This window comes from Methylorubrum podarium (genome assembly GCF_040270385.1).
Taxonomy (GTDB): Bacteria; Pseudomonadota; Alphaproteobacteria; order Rhizobiales; family Beijerinckiaceae; genus Methylobacterium; species Methylobacterium podarium.
Genome location: NZ_JBELQE010000113.1, coordinates 1 through 17,808, shown reverse-complemented (window position 1 = coordinate 17,808; position 17,808 = coordinate 1). Strand labels below are relative to the sequence as shown.

Genomic DNA, 17,808 nt, shown 5'->3' with positions numbered 1-17,808 from the left:
CAGCCCCCGCAACCAAACACACACACTACGACGACCACCATCACATCGACACACAGCCCGCTGACCGGAAAAGGCAGCGGGCTTTTCGTCGTTCAGGCTCACGGTCCGCCGGCCTCGTCATCCGGATCGCGCCGCGCCCTGGATCGCGTCGGCTTCGCCTCGCGATGAGGATCCACCAAGCTGGTGCTTTCGAAGATCGTCGAGTGCCGCGGATCCCCGGTAGGGGAGGGGGCCTCGGTCGCGGGCCGCGACCCCGGCCCGCCTCGGCGATCTGCAGAAATACGGGGGAGGGCCGGCGTCGTCCGACCTTGATGCCGCCCAGGTTGCCGGCAGGATGGGCGCCTGATTCCGGGGCCTGCCCATGACCGCCATCCGCACGCTTCTTCTGACGGCCGGTCTGCTCGTGGCCGGCGCGGGCAGCTATCTCGGCTGGGCCGTCACCAGCGAGGAGGGCTACGCGGCCGGCGGTCGGGAGTTGAAGGCCCGCTACGGCTTCCTCGTCATGCCGCATGCCGAGCGGCAGAGCCTTCGCAAGCTCGCGATGATGAAGGCGGCCTCCCAGTGCGAGTGGGAACTCGACGAGACCTTCTGGAGCCGCGTCTACCAGCTCTATGTCGGCGACGAGCACGGGGTGCGCGCCGCCGTCTACGCGACGCTTCTGGACGAGCAGGAGCGCTACTTCCTCACGGACGCGGACCACCGCCGCTGCCAGGCGGCCTGGGCCCGGTTCGGTACCGCGGGCGCCGACGTGCCGGGGATCCTGCGCACCGTTCGCCCGGAGGCGGCGCCGGCGGAAAAGGTCCTGATCGACGTTCACGCCGAAGCCGCAGCCCCTTGAGGCGGCGAACGGCCGGGACCGCGTCGTCGCTTGCCGAGGTGGAGCAGCGGCCGCAATCCTAAAAAAGCCCCATGCCCGTGGCCATTGCGAATTGCCCGGCGAGGGCCGGATCGGTCTTGCCCGAACCGACGCTTCGCGCGACACGCAAGACCGCCATGCTCAAAACAGCCTTCGTCGCCGCGCGCGACCGTCAGCGCCTCTCGGAAATCGCTTCGGTCCTGATCGGCTTCGGGCTGACCAAGGTCGTCGACCGGCTCGGGCTGCACAACATCCCGCTCATCCCCCGCCGCACGCCGCGGGTCGACGTCACCCGGCTGTCGCAGCCAGAGCGCCTGCGCCGCGCCATCGAGACGCTCGGGCCGACCTTCATCAAGTTCGGCCAGATCCTGGCGAGCCGCCCGGACCTGCTCTCGCCGGTCTGGACCGACGAGCTGGAGAAGCTGCACAGCCAGGTCAAGCCGGTGCCGTGGGCGCTGATCGGCCCGCAGCTCGAAGCCGATCTCGGCGCGCCGCCGGAGGAAGTCTTCGCCGAGTTCGACCTCAATCCGATCGCCTCGGCCTCGATCGCCCAGGTCTACCGGGCGCGGCTGCATTCCGGCGAGGAGGTCGTGGTCAAGGTCCTGCGGCCGGGCCTGCGCAAGATCATCGAGGCGGACCTGCGGCTGATGGCGCACGGCGCCCGCATCGTCGAGGCGGAGTGGCCGGAGATGGCCCGCTACCAGCCTCAGGAGCAGATGCGCCACCTCGCCAACGGCCTCAACGGCGAGCTCGACCTGCTCAACGAGGCCCGCAACTGCGAGATGATCGCCGAGATCTTCGCCGGGCGCGACGACATCGTCATCCCGAAGATCTTCTGGGAGTGGTGCTCCGAGCGGGTGCTCGTCCAGGAGTTCATCCACGGCATCTCGCCCAACGACGCCGCCGCGCTGCGGGCGATGGGGGCGGACAAGAAGGCGCTGGCGCAGAAGGGCTGCGACGCCTTCCTGCGGATGGCGCTGATCGAGGGCGTGTTCCACGCCGACCCGCATCCCGGCAACCTGCTGATCCTGCCCGACAACCGGATCGGCTTCATCGATTTCGGCATCGTCGGGCGCCTGTCGCAGAAGCGGCGCCAGCAGCTCCTCGTCCTGATCGGCGCCATGCTCAAGCAGGATGTCGACGGGCTGATGGCCACGCTCCTCGATTGGACCGGCACCTCGAATCCGGACCTGAGCAAGCTGGAGCAATCCGCCCAGAACTTCGTCCAGGCCCATTCCTCGATCCCGCTCAATCTCGGGCTGGTGCTGACCGACTTCATGACGATGGCCCGCGAGAACGACCTCGCGATGCCGACGGATCTCGCGATCCTGTTCAAGGGGCTCGTCACCGCCGACGGCGTGATGCGCCAGCTCGATCCGGGTTTCGATCTGTTCGCCGCCGCCGGCCCCACCGTGCGGGCGAGCATGCGCTCGCAATTCTCCCTGCGCGGGCTGATGCGCAAGGCCGAGTCGCTCGGCAGCGGCCTCTACGGCGCGGCCTCCGAACTGCCGACACTGATCCACCTGATGCTGGTGCGGCTCAAGCAGGGGCGCGTCACCGTCGAGATCGAGCTGAAGGGGATGGACAAGCTGGTGCGCGGCATCGAGCGCGGCGCGGCGCGGGTCGCCGTCGGCCTCGTCGTGGCGGCGTTCGCCACGCAGCTCGCGCCGCGGCTGATCGATCTCGGCACGCCGGCCTTCGTCATCATCGGGATGACGGTGGCGATGCTCGGCATCGGCTGGCTGGTGCTGCTCGGCCGCGACCGCTGACGGCGGACGGCCGGCTGGGCGGCGGATCCGATCGGGGAGGGCGCGGCCTCCGCCCGGGGGCGGGGCCGTGGCCGTCCGATCGATTCGATGCTCGCTTGAAAGCCGGGCTCAGGCCCGGACGACGGGCTTGGCCTTGAGGGCGGCGGCCAGCGCCTTGAGCTGACGGTCGAGGTCGGCCAGTTCGTTCAGGGCGATGGTCTTGTGGCCCGCCTTGACCGCGCGCTCGATGTCGCTGACCTGCGAGGAGGCCATGCGCTTCAGTTCGGTCGCGAGTTGGTCCCTGGTCATCGGCGCTCCTTTCATCACCAGGCTCGATGGCCCGGTCATAGGGGCTTAGGCTTAACCGGGGGTTTTCTCGTGCGCCTCCGCGTTCACCGTTTCGACCGTTCGGAGCGGTTGCCGAGCTGGCTGCCGAGGGCGAGGGCCGCGCCGGCAGCGAGGACGGCGACGCCGATCGCGCTCAAGGTCGAGGCCGAGGGAAGGCCCTTGCGCGCGCGCCAGCCGCCGTCCGACGCCGTGCCGTCTGGGACAGGTGCGCGCAGAGCTCCGTGCGTCACCGGGGCGGGCCGGGCCCGGTCGAGGGCCCGGTTGAGGGCGATCCCCATCAGGTGCTCGGTCGGACCCGGCGCCAGGGCATAGGCGGCCTGGGCGGCGCGCGCCGGCCAGCCCACGGCGATCTCGTCGCGGGGATGGCGCACGACGTGGACGAGGATCTCGGCCACCTCCTCGGGGGCGTAGAGCATCGGGCCGGGATCGAGGGTGCGGCCGGAGACGTTGGCGCCGTGAACGAAGCCCGGCGTGTCGACCATCGCCGGAAACACCGCGCAGACATGGATCTGGGGATGGCGCCGCAGCTCCTGGCGCAGGCTGGCGGAGAAACCGCGCAGGCCGAACTTGCTCGCGGTGTAGGCGGCGGCGAACGGGGCCGGCGCCCAGCCGCCGAGGGACACCATGTTGACGAGGATGCCCCGCCGCCGTTCGAGGAAGCGGGGGAGGGCAGCGTAGGCGCCGTGCATGGCGCCGAACAGGTTCACCTCGACGGTGCGGCGATGCAGGTCGAGCGGCGCGTCCTGGAACGGCCCGAACACGCCGGTGCCGGCATTGTTGATCCAGGCATCGATCCGGCCGAACCGGTCCTCCGCCGCGCGGGCCAGGGCCTCGACCGCCTCCGGATCGGTGACGTCGGTCGGCACCGCGAGCGCGGCCGGGCCGATCCGGCTGCACTCCTCCGCGAGCCGGGCGAGCGGCTCCCGGCGACGGGCCGCGGCGACGACGTGGGCGCCTTCCCGCGCGAAGGCGAGGGCGGCGGCGCGGCCGATACCGCTCGACGCGCCGGCGATGACGACGACGGCTCCGCGCAGGTTCTTCACGGCAGGCTCCCGGCAGGGGCGCCCGGCCACACGGCCGGACGCGGCGGTCGATCAGGGGTGAGCGGGTTCAGAGGATCGGCTTGCCGCCGGTCACCGCCACCGTGGCGCCGGAGACGTAGCTCGACTCGTCGGAGGCCAGCATCACGTAGACCGGTGCGAGTTCCTTGGGCTGGCCCGGCCGCTTCATCGGCACCTGCGAGCCGAACTGCGTCACCTTCTCGGCCGGCATGGTCGAGGGGATCAGCGGCGTCCAGATCGGGCCCGGCGCGACGCAATTCACGCGGATGCCCCGCTCGGCGAGCATCTGCGCGAGGCCGCCGGTGTAGTTCTGGATCGCGCCCTTGGTGGTAGCGTAGGCGAGCAGTTGCGGGCTGGGCGCGTCGGCGTTGACCGAGGTGGTGTTGATGATGGTCGCGCCCTCGCGCATGTGCGGCAGCACGGCCTTGGTCAGGTAGAACATCGCGTGGATGTTCACCTGGAAGGTCTTCTCCCACTCCTCATCCGAGATTTCCTCCGGGCCGCTGAAGGTCGCCTGATGCGCGGCGTTGTTGACGAGGACATCGACCCGCCCGAACGCCTCCACCGCCCGCTCGACGATCCGCCGGCAATGGGCGGCGTCGCCGATATTGCCCGGCACCAGCACGGCCTTGCGGCCGGCCTCCTCGATCAGGCGGCGCGTCTCGGCGGCGTCCTCCTCCTCGTCGAGATAGGAGATCAGCACGTCGGCACCCTCGCGGGCGAAGGCGAGCGCCACGGCGCGGCCGATCCCGGAATCGCCGCCGGTGATGATCGCCTTCTTGCCCTCCAGGCGGCCGGAACCCTTGTAGCTCGTCTCGCCGTGGTCCGGCGTCGGGTCCATGGCGCGAGTCGAGCCGGGCATCGGCTGCGGCTGATCGGGGAAAGGGGGCTTGGGAAAGGATTCCATGGGCCGGGCTCCGGTGCCGTGGGATGTCGGGGAATGCCCGGACAACCCCGCCGCGCGGGCGGGGTTCGGCGGAAATTCGACCGGTCCCATGCGCCTCGCCCCGCGTTTGGAGGCAGGGCAGGGGTTTCGGGGCAGGGTGCTGGACGGCGGCCGCTCGCGCGTCGTGGCGAAGGAAGGGAAGAACGGATGCCGGCCGACAGGGCTTTGCGCCAAGAAGAGCCGACGGGACAGGAGCCGACGGGCGCGGATGATCCGAGGCAGGAGACCGCCGCGGAGACGACACGCCGGGCCGACCGCGACACCAGCCGCATCCGCTGGCTGCGGGATCAGGCCGCGCGGCTGCACAAGCGTCTGCCGCTGCGCCGCCGCTTGTCCGGCGGCCTCGCGCACGGGGTGATGTCCTCGGTCGCGGCCGTCGTCGCCTATCTGCCGACCCAGCTGCTCGGTCTGCAGGAAGGGTTCTGGGCGGCGATCACCGCGGTCGCGGTGGCGCAGACCGAGTTCGGCGCGACGCGCACCACCGCCCGGGACCAGTTCACCGGCGCGGCGATCGGCGGCCTGATCGGGCTTGGCGCCTACCTCACCCTGGGGCCGTCCGTTCCGACCTACGCGCTTGGGGTGGTGCTGGCGATCCTCGTCTGCTGGCTCGTCAACGTGGCGAGCGCCTGCCGGCTCGCCGGGATCACCGCCACGATCATCCTGCTCGTGCCCCATGTCGGACCGGTGGAGCGCATGGCCGGTTCGCGGGTCGTGGAGGTCGGCTGGGGTGTGTGCGTGGCCATCGCCACCGTCTGGCTCGTGACGCGCGTGAACCGGTGGCTCGGCGTCAAACTGTAGCGTCGGAGATCCTCGACGGAACTTGGCCGTACGCGCCGGAGGTTCCCTGCCGCGATGCCCGAACGGCGTCGTCGGCGAACCGCGAGGACGTTCCATGAAAGCACTGTGCTGGCACGGCAAGGGCGACATCCGCTGCGACACGGTGCCGGATCCGACGATCGAGGAGTCGCGCGACGTCATCATCAAGGTGACGTCCTGCGCGATCTGCGGCTCCGACCTCCACCTGATGGACGGCCAGATGCCGACCATGAAGTCGGGCGACGTGCTCGGGCACGAATTCATGGGCGAGGTGGTCGAGACCGCGCCGGGCTTCACTAAGTTCAAGAAGGGTGACCGGATCGTCGTGCCCTTCAACATCAATTGCGGCGAGTGCCGCCAGTGCAGGCTCGGCAACTGGTCGGTCTGCCAGCGATCGAACCGCAACGCCGAGATGGCGGCGGCGCAGTTCGGCTTCACCACCGCCGGCCTATTCGGCTACTCGCACATCACCGGCGGCTACTGGGGCGGGCAGGCCGAGTACGTGCGCGTGCCGATGGCCGACGTGGCGCCGATGAAGGTGCCCGACGGCATGGACGACGAGTCGGTCCTGTTCCTCACCGACATCCTGCCGACCGGCTGGCAGGGCGCCGAGCATTGCGAGATCAAGGGCGGGGAGATCATCGCCGTCTGGGGCGCGGGGCCCGTCGGCCTGTTCGCGATCCAGTCGGCCAAGATCATGGGGGCCGAGCGGATCATCGCCATCGACACCGTGCCGGAGCGCCTCGCGCTCGCCTCGAAATACGGCGCGACCGACATCATCGACTTCGCCAAGGAGGACGTGTTCGAGCGGATCAAGGAGATCAGCCGGGGCGAGGGTGCCGACGGCGTGATCGACTGCGTCGGCATGGAGGCCAGCGCCGGCCACGGCATCTCCAGCGTGATCGCGACGCTGCAGGAGAAGCTGACCTCGACCGAGCGGCCCTACGCGCTGATGGAAGCGATCCGGGCGGTGCGGCCCTGCGGCATCGTCTCGGTGCCCGGCGTCTACGGCGGGCCGATTCCCGTCAACATGGGCGCGATCGTCCAGAAGGGGCTGACCCTCAAGAGCGGCCAGACCCACGTGAAGCGCTACCTCGAACCGCTGACCAAGCTGATCCAGGAGGGCAAGTTCGACACTGCCTCGCTGATCACCCACCGCTCCACCGACCTCGCGGACGGGCCCGACCTCTACAAGACGTTCCGCGACAAGAAGGACGGCTGCGTGAAGGTCGTCTTCCACCCGAACTGAGGGCGTCGAGGACAAGGGGTCGGAGCAGGGAGAGGCGGACAGGATGGCGGGCGAGATGGCGGGCAAGGACGGTCTGAAATTCGGTGATCTCGGCCCGCGGGCCGCGCATCTCTGCGTCGACGCGCAGCGGATGTTCTCCGAGGAGACCGACTGGCACACGCCCTGGCTCGCCCGCATCCTGCCGAACATCGAGCGCCTCGCCGCCGCCCATCCGGAGCGGACCGTGTTCACCCGCTTCGTGCCCGTTCGCTTGCCGGAGGAAGGGCGCGGGGTGTGGCGGCGCTACTACGAGCGCTGGCCCAAGATGACCCTGGAGGCGCTCGGGTCCGGGATGGTCGAGCTGCTGCCGAGCCTGACCCGGTACGCGCCGCCCGCCAAGGTCGTCGACAAGCGCGTCTACTCGCCCTGGTTGGAGCCCGATCTCGAGCGGATGCTGGAGGCGGACGGCATCGACACCCTCGTGGTGACGGGCGGCGAGACCGATGTCTGCGTGCTCGCCACCATCCTCGGCGCGGTCGACCGGGGCTATCGCGTCATCGTCGCCTGCGACGCGGTCTGCTCCTCCGCCGACCAGACCTACGACGCGATGATGTTCCTCTACCAGAGCCGCTTCGGCGAGCAGATCGAGACGGCCCCGACCGCCGAGATCCTGGACGCTTGGGGGTGAGATCGAGGCGGATCACCGGCGATCCCGCGACGCGCCCCGGAAACTGAGCCGTTCGCGGCCGGGTTCACTGGGCGACAGCCTCCGGGACGACATCTGCGCCCGACCGGTCTCGGCTGCCCCATGGTCACAGGAGATGCGCATGCCGAGCGCTGCCAAGACGCCGCTCGACCGGCAGGTCATCGTCATCACCGGCGCCTCCAGCGGCATCGGGCTCGCGACGGCGCGGATGGCCGCGGCGCGCGGTGCCCGCGTCGTGCTCGCCGCCCGCAACGGGGAGGCTTTGGCCGAGATCCGGGCCGGGATCGAGCGGGAGGGCGGCGAGGCGCTCGACGTCGTCACGGACGTCTCGGATCGATCCCAGGTCGAGGCGCTGGCGCGCGCCGCGATCGACCGCTACGGCCGCATCGACACCTGGGTGAACGATGCCGGGCTCTCGATCATCGGCCGGCTCGAAGAGGTCGAGGACGGTGATCACCGGCGCCTGTTCGACGTGAACTTCTGGGGCGTCGTCTACGGCTCGCTCGTCGCGCTGCCGCACCTGAAGCGGAGCGGCGGCACGCTGATCAATCTCGGCAGCGTCGCCTCCGACGTCGCCCTCCCGCTCCAGGGCATGTACAGCGCGAGCAAGCACGCCATCAAAGGCTTCACCGACTCCCTCCGCGTCGAGCTGAAGGAGGAGGGCGCGCCGGTCGCGGTCACGCTGATCAAGCCGGCGGCGACCGACACCCCGTTCCCGGCGCATGCCCGCAACTACACCGACCGCGAGCCGAAGCTGCCCCCGCCGGTCTACCGGACGGAGGAGGTCGCCGAGGCGATCCTCCACGCGGCGGTGCATCCCCGCCGCGACATCTATGTCGGCGGCGGCGGGCGGATCATGAGCGCGGCCCAGGCCGTGGCGCCGCGCGTGTTCGACACGGTCGGCAGCAGCATGGCCGGGCTGCAGATGCGCGAGGAGCCGCCCCGCCGCCCGGAAGGGTCGCTCTACCAGGCGGGCGTGGGCGGCCGCACGGCCGGGGGCCATCCCGGTTACGTGATGCGGCGCAGCCTCTACACCCGCGGCGCGCTCCATCCCCTCACGACCGCGGCGCTCGTCGCGGGCGTCGGGTTCGCCGCCGCGGCGAGCCTCATCGGCGGCCGTCGCCGCTGACACGCGACCACGGGACGGGACGGTCGAGCGCTCCGCGGCGCGCCCGCCGGCCGCTTCGACACCCCGTCCCGACGCACGCCCCCGGCGCGCCGGCATCCACATCGGCGGTGGGCGTCCCGGTCCGATCCTCGTGGATGCCGTGAGAGGAGCCGACGTGGCGAACCTGGACAGAACCCTCGATACCTTCTCGGCGCTTCTCGCCTCCGAGCAACCGGCCCAGGTCGGCGAGGCCGACGAGGCGATCTGGGCCTATCTGGCCACCTATGACGGGCTCGATGCGCAGGTGCGGGCCCTCGACCGGCTCGGAGAGGGGGTGGCCGGGCTCGATGCATCGTCCCCCTTCATGCCGATCCTGCTCGACGCCCTCGACCGCCACCGGGCGCGGCTCGCCGAACCGTCGGCCTGACCGAGGCCCTTCGGGACGGTCTCCGGCGCCGTTCGACGGTCGATCCTGAGCAGGCCCCATGTCCGATCGAGGCCCAGATCGCGTGCGCGCCGCCGCGATGAGCGTCGGCGACGCCAAGCAAGCGGAGCGGTTCGACGCCCTCGAAGACTGATCTTGGCTGTTTCGCTTACGCGGCGCGAAGCTTTTCCAACGGTTTATACGGCTGCGCTTGCAACACCGGTGTGCCCGAAAGTCACAGGTTTCGGAACTTCTTCGGTGTCACCGCGTAGTTTGTTCCACGAACAGTCGTGATTTGACGGAAACCGAGGCATCGGTTGCCGTCATATTATCGCCTCTTGTTCGGGTAGAGTGCGGGCATCTCACAGATCGACGGTACGGACAGCGCAGGCGACGGCGCACCGTACGTTCACCCTCGTCGCTGAGCTGGATGACGCATGCCCAAGTTCGCCCTCACCGCCGCTCTGGCCGCCGCGCTCGTCTCGCCGGCGATGGCGGGTGATTTCGACGGGACATGGTCCGTCCAACTCGTGACCGAGAGCGGTCTGTGCGACGCCCAGTACAGCTACACCCTCGCCGTGCGCGACGGGCAGGTTCGTCCGATCGCGAATGCGTCCTCCGGCAGCGCCACCGTGACCGGCCGCGTCGATGCGGGGGGCGGCGTCGGCCTGAACGTCGCGACGGCGGCGGCGAACGGCACCGCCTCGGGCCGGCTTCAGACCCGCTCGGGGACCGGGACGTGGCGCGTCTCCGGCGGCCTCTGCACCGGCCGCTGGATGGCCAAGCGCCACACGGTCCGCACCGCGCTCGCCGACTGACGGGATCGAATTCCCTGCAATCGAGGGGCGGGCCCGTAAGGCCCGCTTCTGTTTTATGGAAGGGCGTCGCGCGCCGTCACACGCCGGCTTCGAGCCAGGTCCTCGCCTCACCGATGCGCGCGCGCTCGAACACCTTGATCTGGACCGGCGAGACGAAGCCGAAGGTCTCGGCCACCGCCCGCAGCCAGGTCGCGTCGGTGACGAGGGCCACGTGGCTCACGCCCTTCATCATCGAGAGGCCGAAGCGGGGATCCTTGAAGAAGGCCGCCGGCTCCATGCCCTCGAAGCTGCGGATATCCTCCAGCAGCTTGAGCCGGCCGCCCTTCTCGAGGTCCGCCTTCATCGCGGTCATCACCGCGTTCATCTCCTCGTCCGTGATCTTTCCGTCGACGACGATCTCGGCGATCGCGGAATCGGGCTTCTTCTCGTAGGTCAGCAAGGCGCGGCGCTCCTCGAATGGGCCGAGGGCCAGAGACCGTCAGGTGACCTCGAGCCGGCGGCGAACGGACCCGATTATAGAAAGCTCTGCGGGTCCACGTCGATTGCGACCTTGAGATTACCCCGCGGCTTCGGTCCGCGGGCCAGCCAGTCCCGCAGATAGCTCTGCACGTCGATGCCGCGCTCGGTCTTGACCAGGAGCCGGAAGCGCCAGCGCCCGCGGACCAAAGCGAGCGGCGCCTCCGCCGGACCGAGCACGGTGACGCCCGCCGGCGGATCGGCGACCCGCGCCAGAGCCTGACCGTGCGCCTCCGCCTTCTCCCGCTCCTCGGCGGAGACGATCAGCGCCGCGAGCCGTCCGAACGGAGGCAAGCCCGCCGCCTCGCGCGCCCAGATTTCCTCCTCGTAGAATCGGTCGGCATCGCCCGAGAGCAGGGCGGCGATGACCGGGTGCTCGGGCTGATAGGTCTGGACCAGGGCGCGCCCCGGCCGCTCGCCCCGCCCCGCGCGCCCCGTCACCTGCTGCAGCAGCTGGAAGGTGCGCTCGGCCGCCCGCGGATCGCCGGAGGTGAGGCCGATATCGGCGTCGAGGACGCCGACCAGCGTCAGGTGCGGAAAGTTGTGGCCCTTGGCCACGAGCTGCGTGCCGATGACGATGTCGCACTCGCCCGCCGCCACCGTTTCCAGCTCCTGCCGCAACCGCTCGGCCCCGCCGGGAAAGTCGCTCGACAGCACGACGACGCGCTGCTCCGGAAAAAGCTCGATCACCTCCTCGGCGATCCGCTCGACGCCCGGCCCGCAGGGGGTGAGGTGGTCGAAGGCGCCGCACTCGGTGCAGGCCTCGGGCTTGCGCTCGGCGTAGCCGCACTGGTGGCAGACCAGCGCCCGGCGGAAGCGGTGCTCGACCAGCCAAGTTGAGCAGTTGCGGCACTGGTAGCGGTGACCGCAGGCGCGGCACAGGGTGAGCGGCGCGTAGCCCCGCCGGTTGAGGAACAGCAGCGCCTGATCGCCCGCGGCCAGCGTCGCCTTCACCGCATTCAGCATCGGCGGCGACAGGAAGCGCCCGCGCTCCGGCTTGTCGAGGCGCATGTCGATGGCCGCGATGTCGGGCAGCGGTCGCCCGCCGAACCGGCCGGGGAGCACCACGTGGCGGTATCGCCCGGTCGAGGCGTTGACCCGCGACTCGATCGAGGGCGTGGCCGAGGCGAGCAAGACGGGACAGCCCTCGATCTTGCCGCGCACCACCGCCATGTCGCGGGCGTGATAGTGGACGCCGTCCTCCTGCTTGTAGGCGGTCTCGTGCTCCTCATCGACGACGATCAGGCCGAGCTTCCGGAACGGCAGGAACAGGGCGGAACGGGCGCCGACCACCACCGAGACTTCGCCCGCGGCGACACCCGCCCGCAGCCGCTCGCGGCGCTTGCCACCGATGCCGGAATGCCAGGTGGCCGGCCTGACGCCGAAGCGCCCGGCGAAGCGGTCGAGGAACTGCGCGGTGAGCGCGATCTCCGGCATCAGCACCAGGGCCTGCCGCCCCTGCCGCACGCATTCGGCCACCGCCTCGAAATAGACCTCGGTCTTGCCCGAGCCGGTGACGCCTTCGAGGAGGATGGTTTCACCCGTCACCGTATCGGTCGGGGAGGGAGCCTGCGCGATGAGGGCGTGCGCCGCCTCCGCCTGCGCGTCCGACAGCGGCACCCGCGGATGGTCCGGGTCCGGCGGCAGCGCTACCGGCTCGGGCATCAGCGCCACCGTCTCCAGCGCGCCGTCGTCGATCAGCCCATCGACCACGCTGAGCGAGACGCCGGCCTCCTTGGCCAGCGCGCTCTTGCCGCGCACCGCGCCGTCGGCGGCCACCGCCATCACCTTGCCTCGGGCCGCGGTCTGCCGGGCCGGCGGCTTGCCGGAGGGGCGCACGCCGATGCGCGGCGCCTCGTTGCGGGCGGTCTCGTCGGGCAGGCGCAGCGCCATCGCGAGCGCCGAGCCCTTCGGCGCGAGGGTGTAGCGGGCGAGCCAATCGACCAGCTTGCGCAGGGAATCCGAGAGGGGCGGCGCCTCGACCCGCCCCGTCACCGGCCGCAGGTTCCCTCCCGACGCCCGCTCGTCGAGCCCCCAGACCACGCCGATCGTCTCGCGCGGCCCGAGCGGCACCTGCACGATGTCGCCCTCGGCGAGGGCGAGCCCGGTCGGCACCGCGTAGCTGTAGGCGGTGTCGAGCGCGAGCGGGATCAGGATGTCGGCGACGACGGGCATGGAATCAGAGGGGCTCCCTGATTTGTTCTATATATGTTCCAGCCCGCGAAGGCGAATGCTCCGAGGCTCGATGCCCCGGCTTATCGGACGCCCGAGAGCCCGCGCGCAACCGGGACGGCGGACAGGCTCACCGCGGCCATCGCCCAGAAGCCCGCCGTGCCGAACCGGCCGTAGAGGGCGCCCGAGAGCAGCGTCATCAGCGCGGAGGCGAGGCCGAGCCCGAACGTGCCGTAGAGCGTGAGCGCCGTCGCCCGCCGATGGTCCGGCACGATCTGCGCGATCAACCGCAGGCAGGCGAGGTGCAGGAGCGCGAAGGTCAGCCCGTGCAGCGCCTGGATCGCGACGAGGGCGGGCAGCCAGGAGGTCTGCGCCTGCACCGCCCAGCGCAACGCTCCCGCGAGCGCGGCCAGGATCAGCGACCGGGCGGGGCCGATCCGCGCCATGAGCCGCGGTCCGAGCCAGAGGAACACCATCACCTCCGCCGCGACCGCTTCCGCCCAGAGCAGGCCCGCCGCCCGCGGCCCGATCTCCGCCGTCTGCCAGACGATGACCGCGAAGGCGTCGTGCATGGCATGCGCCCCGATCACCAGGGCGGCGGTGAGGACGACACGGCGGAACCGCGCATCCGCGGCGAGCGCCGCGAATCCGCCGCCCGCCGCCTCGGTCGGCGTCACGGCAGCGGGCGCTGCCGGAAGGCGCAGCGCCAGCATTGTCCCGGCCGCGAACAGGATTCCGCAGGCGAGAGGCCCGACACCGTGGCCGAACAGCCCGATGAGATGGCCGGTGAGGATCGTGGTCGCGATGAAGGCGGCCGAACCGGCGGCGCGGATGCGGCCGTAGACGGCGCCGTCGCAGCTGCCGGCGAGCACCGTCGCATCGGCCAGAGGCGCGAGCGGCGCGGTCGCCGCCGCCTGCGCGAGGGCGACGGCGAGCAGCACGACAAACCCGTGGCCGCCGAGGAACGCCAGGGTCAAGGCCGCCGAGAGGGCGAGCCCTCCGGCCAGGAAGGCCCGCACGGCGCCGTGCCGGTCGGCGAGCCCGCCCGCCAGCGGCCCGGCGGCGAGCCGCACCAGCATCGCGGCCGAGAGCAGCGTCCCGATCTCGCCCGGTCCCAGCCCCCGCCCTTCGAGGAAGGCCGGCAGGAAGGGCGAGAGCGCGCCGTAACCGCCGTAGAGGGCAGCGTAGAGCAGGAGCAGCCGGCCCGAACCGATCGACGCGCCGTGCCGTGTCCCTGCCGCCAACAACCCCGCGCCTCGCTGCGAATCCCCGGTGCGAGGATGCCAGGGAACACGGCCGAATCGAAGCGCGACCGCGACGGGCTCTTCCCTTCGTCGCGGGGCCGGCCCCGTCTAACGCCGCGCCGCGGCGTCTCGGGCGCGCTCCGCCTGCGTGAGGCCGCCGTAGCCCCAGGCATCGGCCGGCACCTCCTGCACGACGACGTAGGTCGCCAGCGGCAGCGGCCCCGGCAACGTCCGCACCAGCAGGTCGTGGGCGGCGGCCACGAACCGCGCCTTCTCCGCCGCGGTGTTGGTGCCCTGCGTCACCCGCGCCTCGATATGCGCCGCCCGCACCACCGCCTCGCCGCCGACGGACCAGCCGCCGGTCGGTGCCGGTTCGACCAGGACGGCGGTGAGATCCGCCCGCTTGCCCAGCACCTCCCCCATCAGCGCGGTGATCTCTCGTTGGAGTTCGGCGACGATGCCGGTCCCGATCTCCGGGCCGGCGACCTTGAGGCTGACGAAGGGCATGGCAGCTCTTAAATCCCTGTGACGGCGGCCGATCCGCCGTTGACGCCGACGAATGAACCACGCAGCATCGTTCAGGAAAATCGCGTAGTTCTTCACCGATGCTTCGGAAAAACTGAACGATGGCCGCGCTCCCCGTGAACCTCGACATGGATGTGTTGCGCACCTTCGTCACCGGGATCGATCTCGGCAGCTTCGCCAAGGCCGCCACCCGCCTCGGGCGCTCGCCCTCGGCGATCAGCCTGCAGCTGCGCAAGCTCGAGGATCAGGTCGGCCAGCCCCTGCTGCGGCGGAACGGCCGCGGGCTGGCGCTGACAGAGCCGGGCGAGATGCTTCTGGGCTATGCCCGCCGCCTGCTCGATCTCAACGACGCGGCTCTGGGCGCCGTCGCCGCCCCCGCCCTGGCCGGCCGGGTCCGCCTCGGCCTGCCGCAGGATTTCGCCGAGACCGAACTGCCGACGGTGCTCGCCCGCTTCGCCCGGCTGCACCCGGGGGTGCGGGTCGAGGCGCATGTGGAGCGCGACGCGGTCCTGCGGGCCGAGGTGGAGGCCGGCCGCCTCGACCTCGCCCTGGTCTGGGACGCGACCGGCGCGGCGGGGGAGGGGAGCCTGATCGCGCGACTGCCCCTGGTCTGGGTCGGGCCGCGCACGGAGGCTGGCCTCGCCGCCGATCGCCCCTTGCCGCTCGCGCTGTTCGGACCGCCCTGCCTCTTCCGCCAGGCCGCCACAGGAGCGCTCGACGCGGCCGGCATCCCCTGGCGCGTCGCCTTCAGCAGCCCCGGCCTCGCGGGCCTGTGGGCCGCGGTCGCGGCCGGTCTCGGCATCACCCTGCGCACCCCGCACGGGCTGCCGCCGACGCTGCGCCGCCTCGATCCGGACGAATCCGGTCTGCCGTCGCTGCCGGGCCTCGCCCTTCGCCTAGTCCGCGGCATGGCCGGCGCCGATCCATCGGTCGAACGCTTCGCCGCGCTGCTCCGCGAAACCTTCGCCGACGCGGCGGCCGTTCGGACGTGACCGAGGGCGTCCTCCTCCTGCACGGCATCGCCCGCCGGGCCGCCTCGCTGCGCCCCCTGGAGCGTGAACTCGCGGCCGAGGGCTACGCCACGCTCAACCGCGATTATCCCGCCCGCCGGCTGGCGCTCGCCGACATCGCCGAGATGATCGCGCCGCAAGTCGCGGCCTTCGCTGCCGGCGTGAGCCGCCTCCACATCGTCACCCATTCCATGGGCGGCCTCGTCGCGCGCGTGCTCCTGGCCCGGCACCGGCCGGCGAATCTCGGGCGGGTGGTGATGCTGGGCCCGCCCAACGGCGGCAGCGAGGTCGCCGACGCGCTGCACCGCCTCGCGCCCTACCGCCGCTTCTTCGGTCCGGCCGGTGCCGAACTCGTCACGCTGCGCGGGGCCGGCCAGGAGCGCCTGTTCGGCCCGGTCGATTATCCGCTCGGCGTCATCGCCGGCCGCCGCAGCCTCTATCCCCTGGCTTCCCTGCTGCTGCTGCCGGGGCCGAACGACGGGCGCGTCACCGTCGCGCGCACCCGCCTCGAGGGAATGGCCGATCACGTCGTGCTTCCGGCCGCGCATCCGACCCTGATGCGGAACCGCCGCGCGCTCTCGCAAACCCTGCACTTCCTGTGCGAGGGCCGCTTCGATCATCGATGACGGGGCGGGGTCGCTCGACGGTTCGAGAAGAGCCGGCAACCAACTTCTGGAACGTTGCGCGATCCCCTCCATTTTCCTTGTGCCGACAGGCTGCCCTCGACTTCAAACTGGTCTAAGGAGCGTGCTGCCGACGGTCGCGCTCCGGGGCTCGTTGGCCGTGCGGCGGTTCTGCCGCCCGCCTCGACGTGTCACCCGAGAAAGGGGCCTCCATCGGCCATGAGCAGCCTCGTCACCGCGCCCGGCGCTACGACCCGTCCGCAATCGCAGCTCGTGACCGTGTTCGGCGGTTCCGGCTTCCTCGGGCGCCACGTGGTGCGGTCCCTGGCGAAGCGCGGCTACCGCATCCGCGTCGCCGTGCGCCGGCCCGATCTCGCGCTGTTCCTGCAGCCCCTGGGCAAGGTCGGCCAGATCGTCGCCGTCCAGGCCAATCTCCGCTACCCCGACTCGGTCCGCCGCGCGGTCGAGCATTCCGACATCGTCATCAACCTCGTCGGCATCCTGCAGGAGACGGGCAGCCAGCGCTTCTCGAAGCTCCAGACCGAGGGGGCCGGCGAGATCGCCCGGGCCGCCGCGGCGGTCGGCGCCAAGCTGGTCCACGTCTCGGCGATCGGCGCCGACCCGGATTCGCCCTCGCTCTACGCCCGCTCCAAGGCGCTCGGCGAGGCGGAGGTGCTGCGGGCCTGCCCCGACGCGGTGATCTTCCGTCCCTCGCTGGTGTTCGGCCCCGGCGACAGCTTCTTCAACCGCTTCGCTTCGCTCGCGACCTTCCTGCCCGCCCTTCCGCTCGCCGGGGCGCAGAGCCGCTTCCAGCCGGTCTTCGTCGGCGATGTCGCGGAGGCGATCGCCCGCGCGGTCGACGGCCTCGTGCCCGGCGGCCGCGTCTACGAACTCGGCGGGCCGGAGGTGAACACGCTCGAATACTTCGTGCGCTACATGCTCGAAGTGACGATGCGCCGCCGCGCCGTGCTCGACCTGCCGGAGCCCGTGGCGCGCCTGCAGGCCCGCGTCATCGAGATCGCCGACACGCTGACCCTCGGGCTTCTTCCGGCCAACTTCAAGCTGACGCGCGATCAGGTCACCCTGCTCCAGACCGACAACGTGGTCTCGGATGCCGCCAAGGCGGAGGGGCGCACCATCGAGGCGCTCGGGATCGTGCCTACGGCGGTTGAGGCGGTCGTGCCCGGCTACCTCTGGCGGTTCCGCAAGGCGGGACAGTTCGCACAGGGCCGCGGGACGGAGGCCGAGGCGGGCGTGCCGGATCTGCTCGCCCCGGAAAGCGAGTCGACCCAATCGCTCCACCGCCCGTCTCGCGCCAGCGGCCCGGCGGTCGGCCAGAAGGCCGCCGGCCAAGGCCAGATGGGCAGTCGCTGGGGCACGCGCGGCTGAGAGGGGAGGGCACTCCAGAGTCGGAGTGCCTCTCGCTTGCTTCCCGGAGCCCTGCGGCGGCGATCTCCGCACGTTCCGCGATTTTCCGATTGACGCTCAGGCTCGGGCCCCATATACCCACTTTCACCGACGGGGCGCCGCGGTCCACCAGGTGGTGGGGCGGGGGTTTCTCTGGTCTTCGGGATTGTCGGTGGAGCGGAGCTGATCCGGGTGACTGGATCGGGCGATCGCTGTCCTTCCGTTTCGAAGGGTCGGCCGTTTCCGGCGCTG

At 71.2% G+C, this 17,808-nt stretch carries 18 protein-coding genes; 11 read left to right on the top strand and 7 right to left on the bottom strand.

Annotation, left to right across the window (positions count from 1 at the left end; genetic code table 11):
- The first annotated feature begins 361 nt into the window (after nucleotides 1-361).
- Both ABS772_RS21740 and ABS772_RS21735 read left to right on the top strand, forming a co-directional pair.
- Nucleotides 362-838 (top strand): hypothetical protein, encoded by a 477-nt coding sequence (locus ABS772_RS21740; protein WP_350396831.1) that lies wholly within the window; start codon nucleotides 362-364, stop codon nucleotides 836-838.
- Nucleotides 839-993: 155 nt separating this feature from the next.
- A complete protein-coding gene (locus tag ABS772_RS21735) occupies nucleotides 994-2,625 on the top strand; it encodes an ABC1 kinase family protein (RefSeq protein WP_238254368.1) in 1,632 nt (543 codons plus the stop codon).
- 108 nt (nucleotides 2,626-2,733) lie between these two features.
- Here ABS772_RS21735 and ABS772_RS21730 read toward each other — a convergent pair whose 3' ends face one another.
- The 3 genes from ABS772_RS21730 to ABS772_RS21720 all read right to left on the bottom strand — a co-directional run bounded on the left by ABS772_RS21730 (nucleotide 2,734) and on the right by ABS772_RS21720 (nucleotide 4,920).
- Nucleotides 2,734-2,913 (bottom strand): hypothetical protein, encoded by a 180-nt coding sequence (locus ABS772_RS21730; RefSeq protein WP_012453251.1) that lies wholly within the window; start codon nucleotides 2,911-2,913, stop codon nucleotides 2,734-2,736.
- A gap of 83 nt (nucleotides 2,914-2,996) precedes the next feature.
- Nucleotides 2,997-3,995, bottom strand: a complete 999-nt coding sequence (locus tag ABS772_RS21725; RefSeq protein WP_350396830.1) for an SDR family oxidoreductase — start codon at nucleotides 3,993-3,995, stop codon at nucleotides 2,997-2,999.
- Nucleotides 3,996-4,062: 67 nt separating this feature from the next.
- Nucleotides 4,063-4,920: an SDR family oxidoreductase gene (locus ABS772_RS21720; protein WP_350396829.1), complete on the bottom strand. Its 858-nt coding sequence runs from the start codon at nucleotides 4,918-4,920 to the stop codon at nucleotides 4,063-4,065.
- Between the two features lie 186 nt (nucleotides 4,921-5,106).
- Here ABS772_RS21720 and ABS772_RS21715 point away from each other — a divergent pair, with 186 nt between their 5' ends.
- The 6 genes from ABS772_RS21715 (at nucleotide 5,107) to ABS772_RS21690 (ending at nucleotide 10,059) form a co-directional block, all read left to right on the top strand.
- Complete coding sequence (locus ABS772_RS21715) at nucleotides 5,107-5,757, top strand: FUSC family protein (protein WP_350396828.1); 651 nt, start codon at nucleotides 5,107-5,109, stop codon at nucleotides 5,755-5,757.
- Between the two features lie 94 nt (nucleotides 5,758-5,851).
- Nucleotides 5,852-7,024 carry a zinc-dependent alcohol dehydrogenase gene (locus ABS772_RS21710; RefSeq protein WP_350396827.1) on the top strand — a complete coding sequence of 391 codons (1,173 nt, stop codon included), beginning with the start codon at nucleotides 5,852-5,854 and terminating at the stop codon, nucleotides 7,022-7,024.
- Between the two features lie 55 nt (nucleotides 7,025-7,079).
- Complete coding sequence (locus ABS772_RS21705) at nucleotides 7,080-7,691, top strand: cysteine hydrolase family protein (RefSeq protein WP_350396833.1); 612 nt, start codon at nucleotides 7,080-7,082, stop codon at nucleotides 7,689-7,691.
- A gap of 139 nt (nucleotides 7,692-7,830) precedes the next feature.
- Entirely contained in the window at nucleotides 7,831-8,838 is a 1,008-nt protein-coding gene (locus ABS772_RS21700) for an SDR family oxidoreductase (protein WP_350396826.1), read from the top strand.
- Between the two features lie 154 nt (nucleotides 8,839-8,992).
- A complete protein-coding gene (locus ABS772_RS21695) occupies nucleotides 8,993-9,244 on the top strand; it encodes a hypothetical protein (RefSeq protein ID WP_238254381.1) in 252 nt (83 codons plus the stop codon).
- A 434-nt stretch (nucleotides 9,245-9,678) separates the two neighbouring features.
- A complete protein-coding gene (locus tag ABS772_RS21690) occupies nucleotides 9,679-10,059 on the top strand; it encodes a hypothetical protein (RefSeq protein ID WP_350396825.1) in 381 nt (126 codons plus the stop codon).
- Nucleotides 10,060-10,135: 76 nt separating this feature from the next.
- Here ABS772_RS21690 and ABS772_RS21685 read toward each other — a convergent pair whose 3' ends face one another.
- The 4 genes from ABS772_RS21685 to ABS772_RS21670 all read right to left on the bottom strand — a co-directional run bounded on the left by ABS772_RS21685 (nucleotide 10,136) and on the right by ABS772_RS21670 (nucleotide 14,498).
- Complete coding sequence (locus ABS772_RS21685) at nucleotides 10,136-10,498, bottom strand: SpoIIAA family protein (RefSeq protein ID WP_238254378.1); 363 nt, start codon at nucleotides 10,496-10,498, stop codon at nucleotides 10,136-10,138.
- A 74-nt stretch (nucleotides 10,499-10,572) separates the two neighbouring features.
- Nucleotides 10,573-12,750 (bottom strand): primosomal protein N', encoded by a 2,178-nt coding sequence (locus ABS772_RS21680; RefSeq protein ID WP_350396824.1) that lies wholly within the window; start codon nucleotides 12,748-12,750, stop codon nucleotides 10,573-10,575.
- 80 nt (nucleotides 12,751-12,830) lie between these two features.
- On the bottom strand, nucleotides 12,831-13,991 hold the full coding sequence (locus ABS772_RS21675; RefSeq protein ID WP_350396823.1) for an MFS transporter: 1,161 nt from the start codon (nucleotides 13,989-13,991) through the stop codon (nucleotides 12,831-12,833).
- A gap of 108 nt (nucleotides 13,992-14,099) precedes the next feature.
- Nucleotides 14,100-14,498: a tautomerase family protein gene (locus tag ABS772_RS21670; protein WP_350396822.1), complete on the bottom strand. Its 399-nt coding sequence runs from the start codon at nucleotides 14,496-14,498 to the stop codon at nucleotides 14,100-14,102.
- Nucleotides 14,499-14,617: 119 nt separating this feature from the next.
- Between ABS772_RS21670 and ABS772_RS21665 the strand changes: the two genes are divergently transcribed.
- The 3 genes from ABS772_RS21665 to ABS772_RS21655 all read left to right on the top strand — a co-directional run bounded on the left by ABS772_RS21665 (nucleotide 14,618) and on the right by ABS772_RS21655 (nucleotide 17,538).
- On the top strand, nucleotides 14,618-15,508 hold the full coding sequence (locus ABS772_RS21665; protein ID WP_350396821.1) for a LysR substrate-binding domain-containing protein: 891 nt from the start codon (nucleotides 14,618-14,620) through the stop codon (nucleotides 15,506-15,508).
- A complete protein-coding gene (locus tag ABS772_RS21660; protein WP_350396819.1) occupies nucleotides 15,505-16,152 on the top strand; it encodes an esterase/lipase family protein in 648 nt (215 codons plus the stop codon). The genes ABS772_RS21665 and ABS772_RS21660 overlap by 4 nt, the downstream gene beginning before the upstream one ends.
- Nucleotides 16,153-16,368: 216 nt before the next feature.
- The gene (locus ABS772_RS21655; RefSeq protein ID WP_350396818.1) at nucleotides 16,369-17,538 is read left to right on the top strand and encodes a complex I NDUFA9 subunit family protein; all 1,170 of its coding nucleotides are present in this window, start codon (nucleotides 16,369-16,371) and stop codon (nucleotides 17,536-17,538) included.
- Nucleotides 17,539-17,808 lie beyond the last annotated feature (270 nt).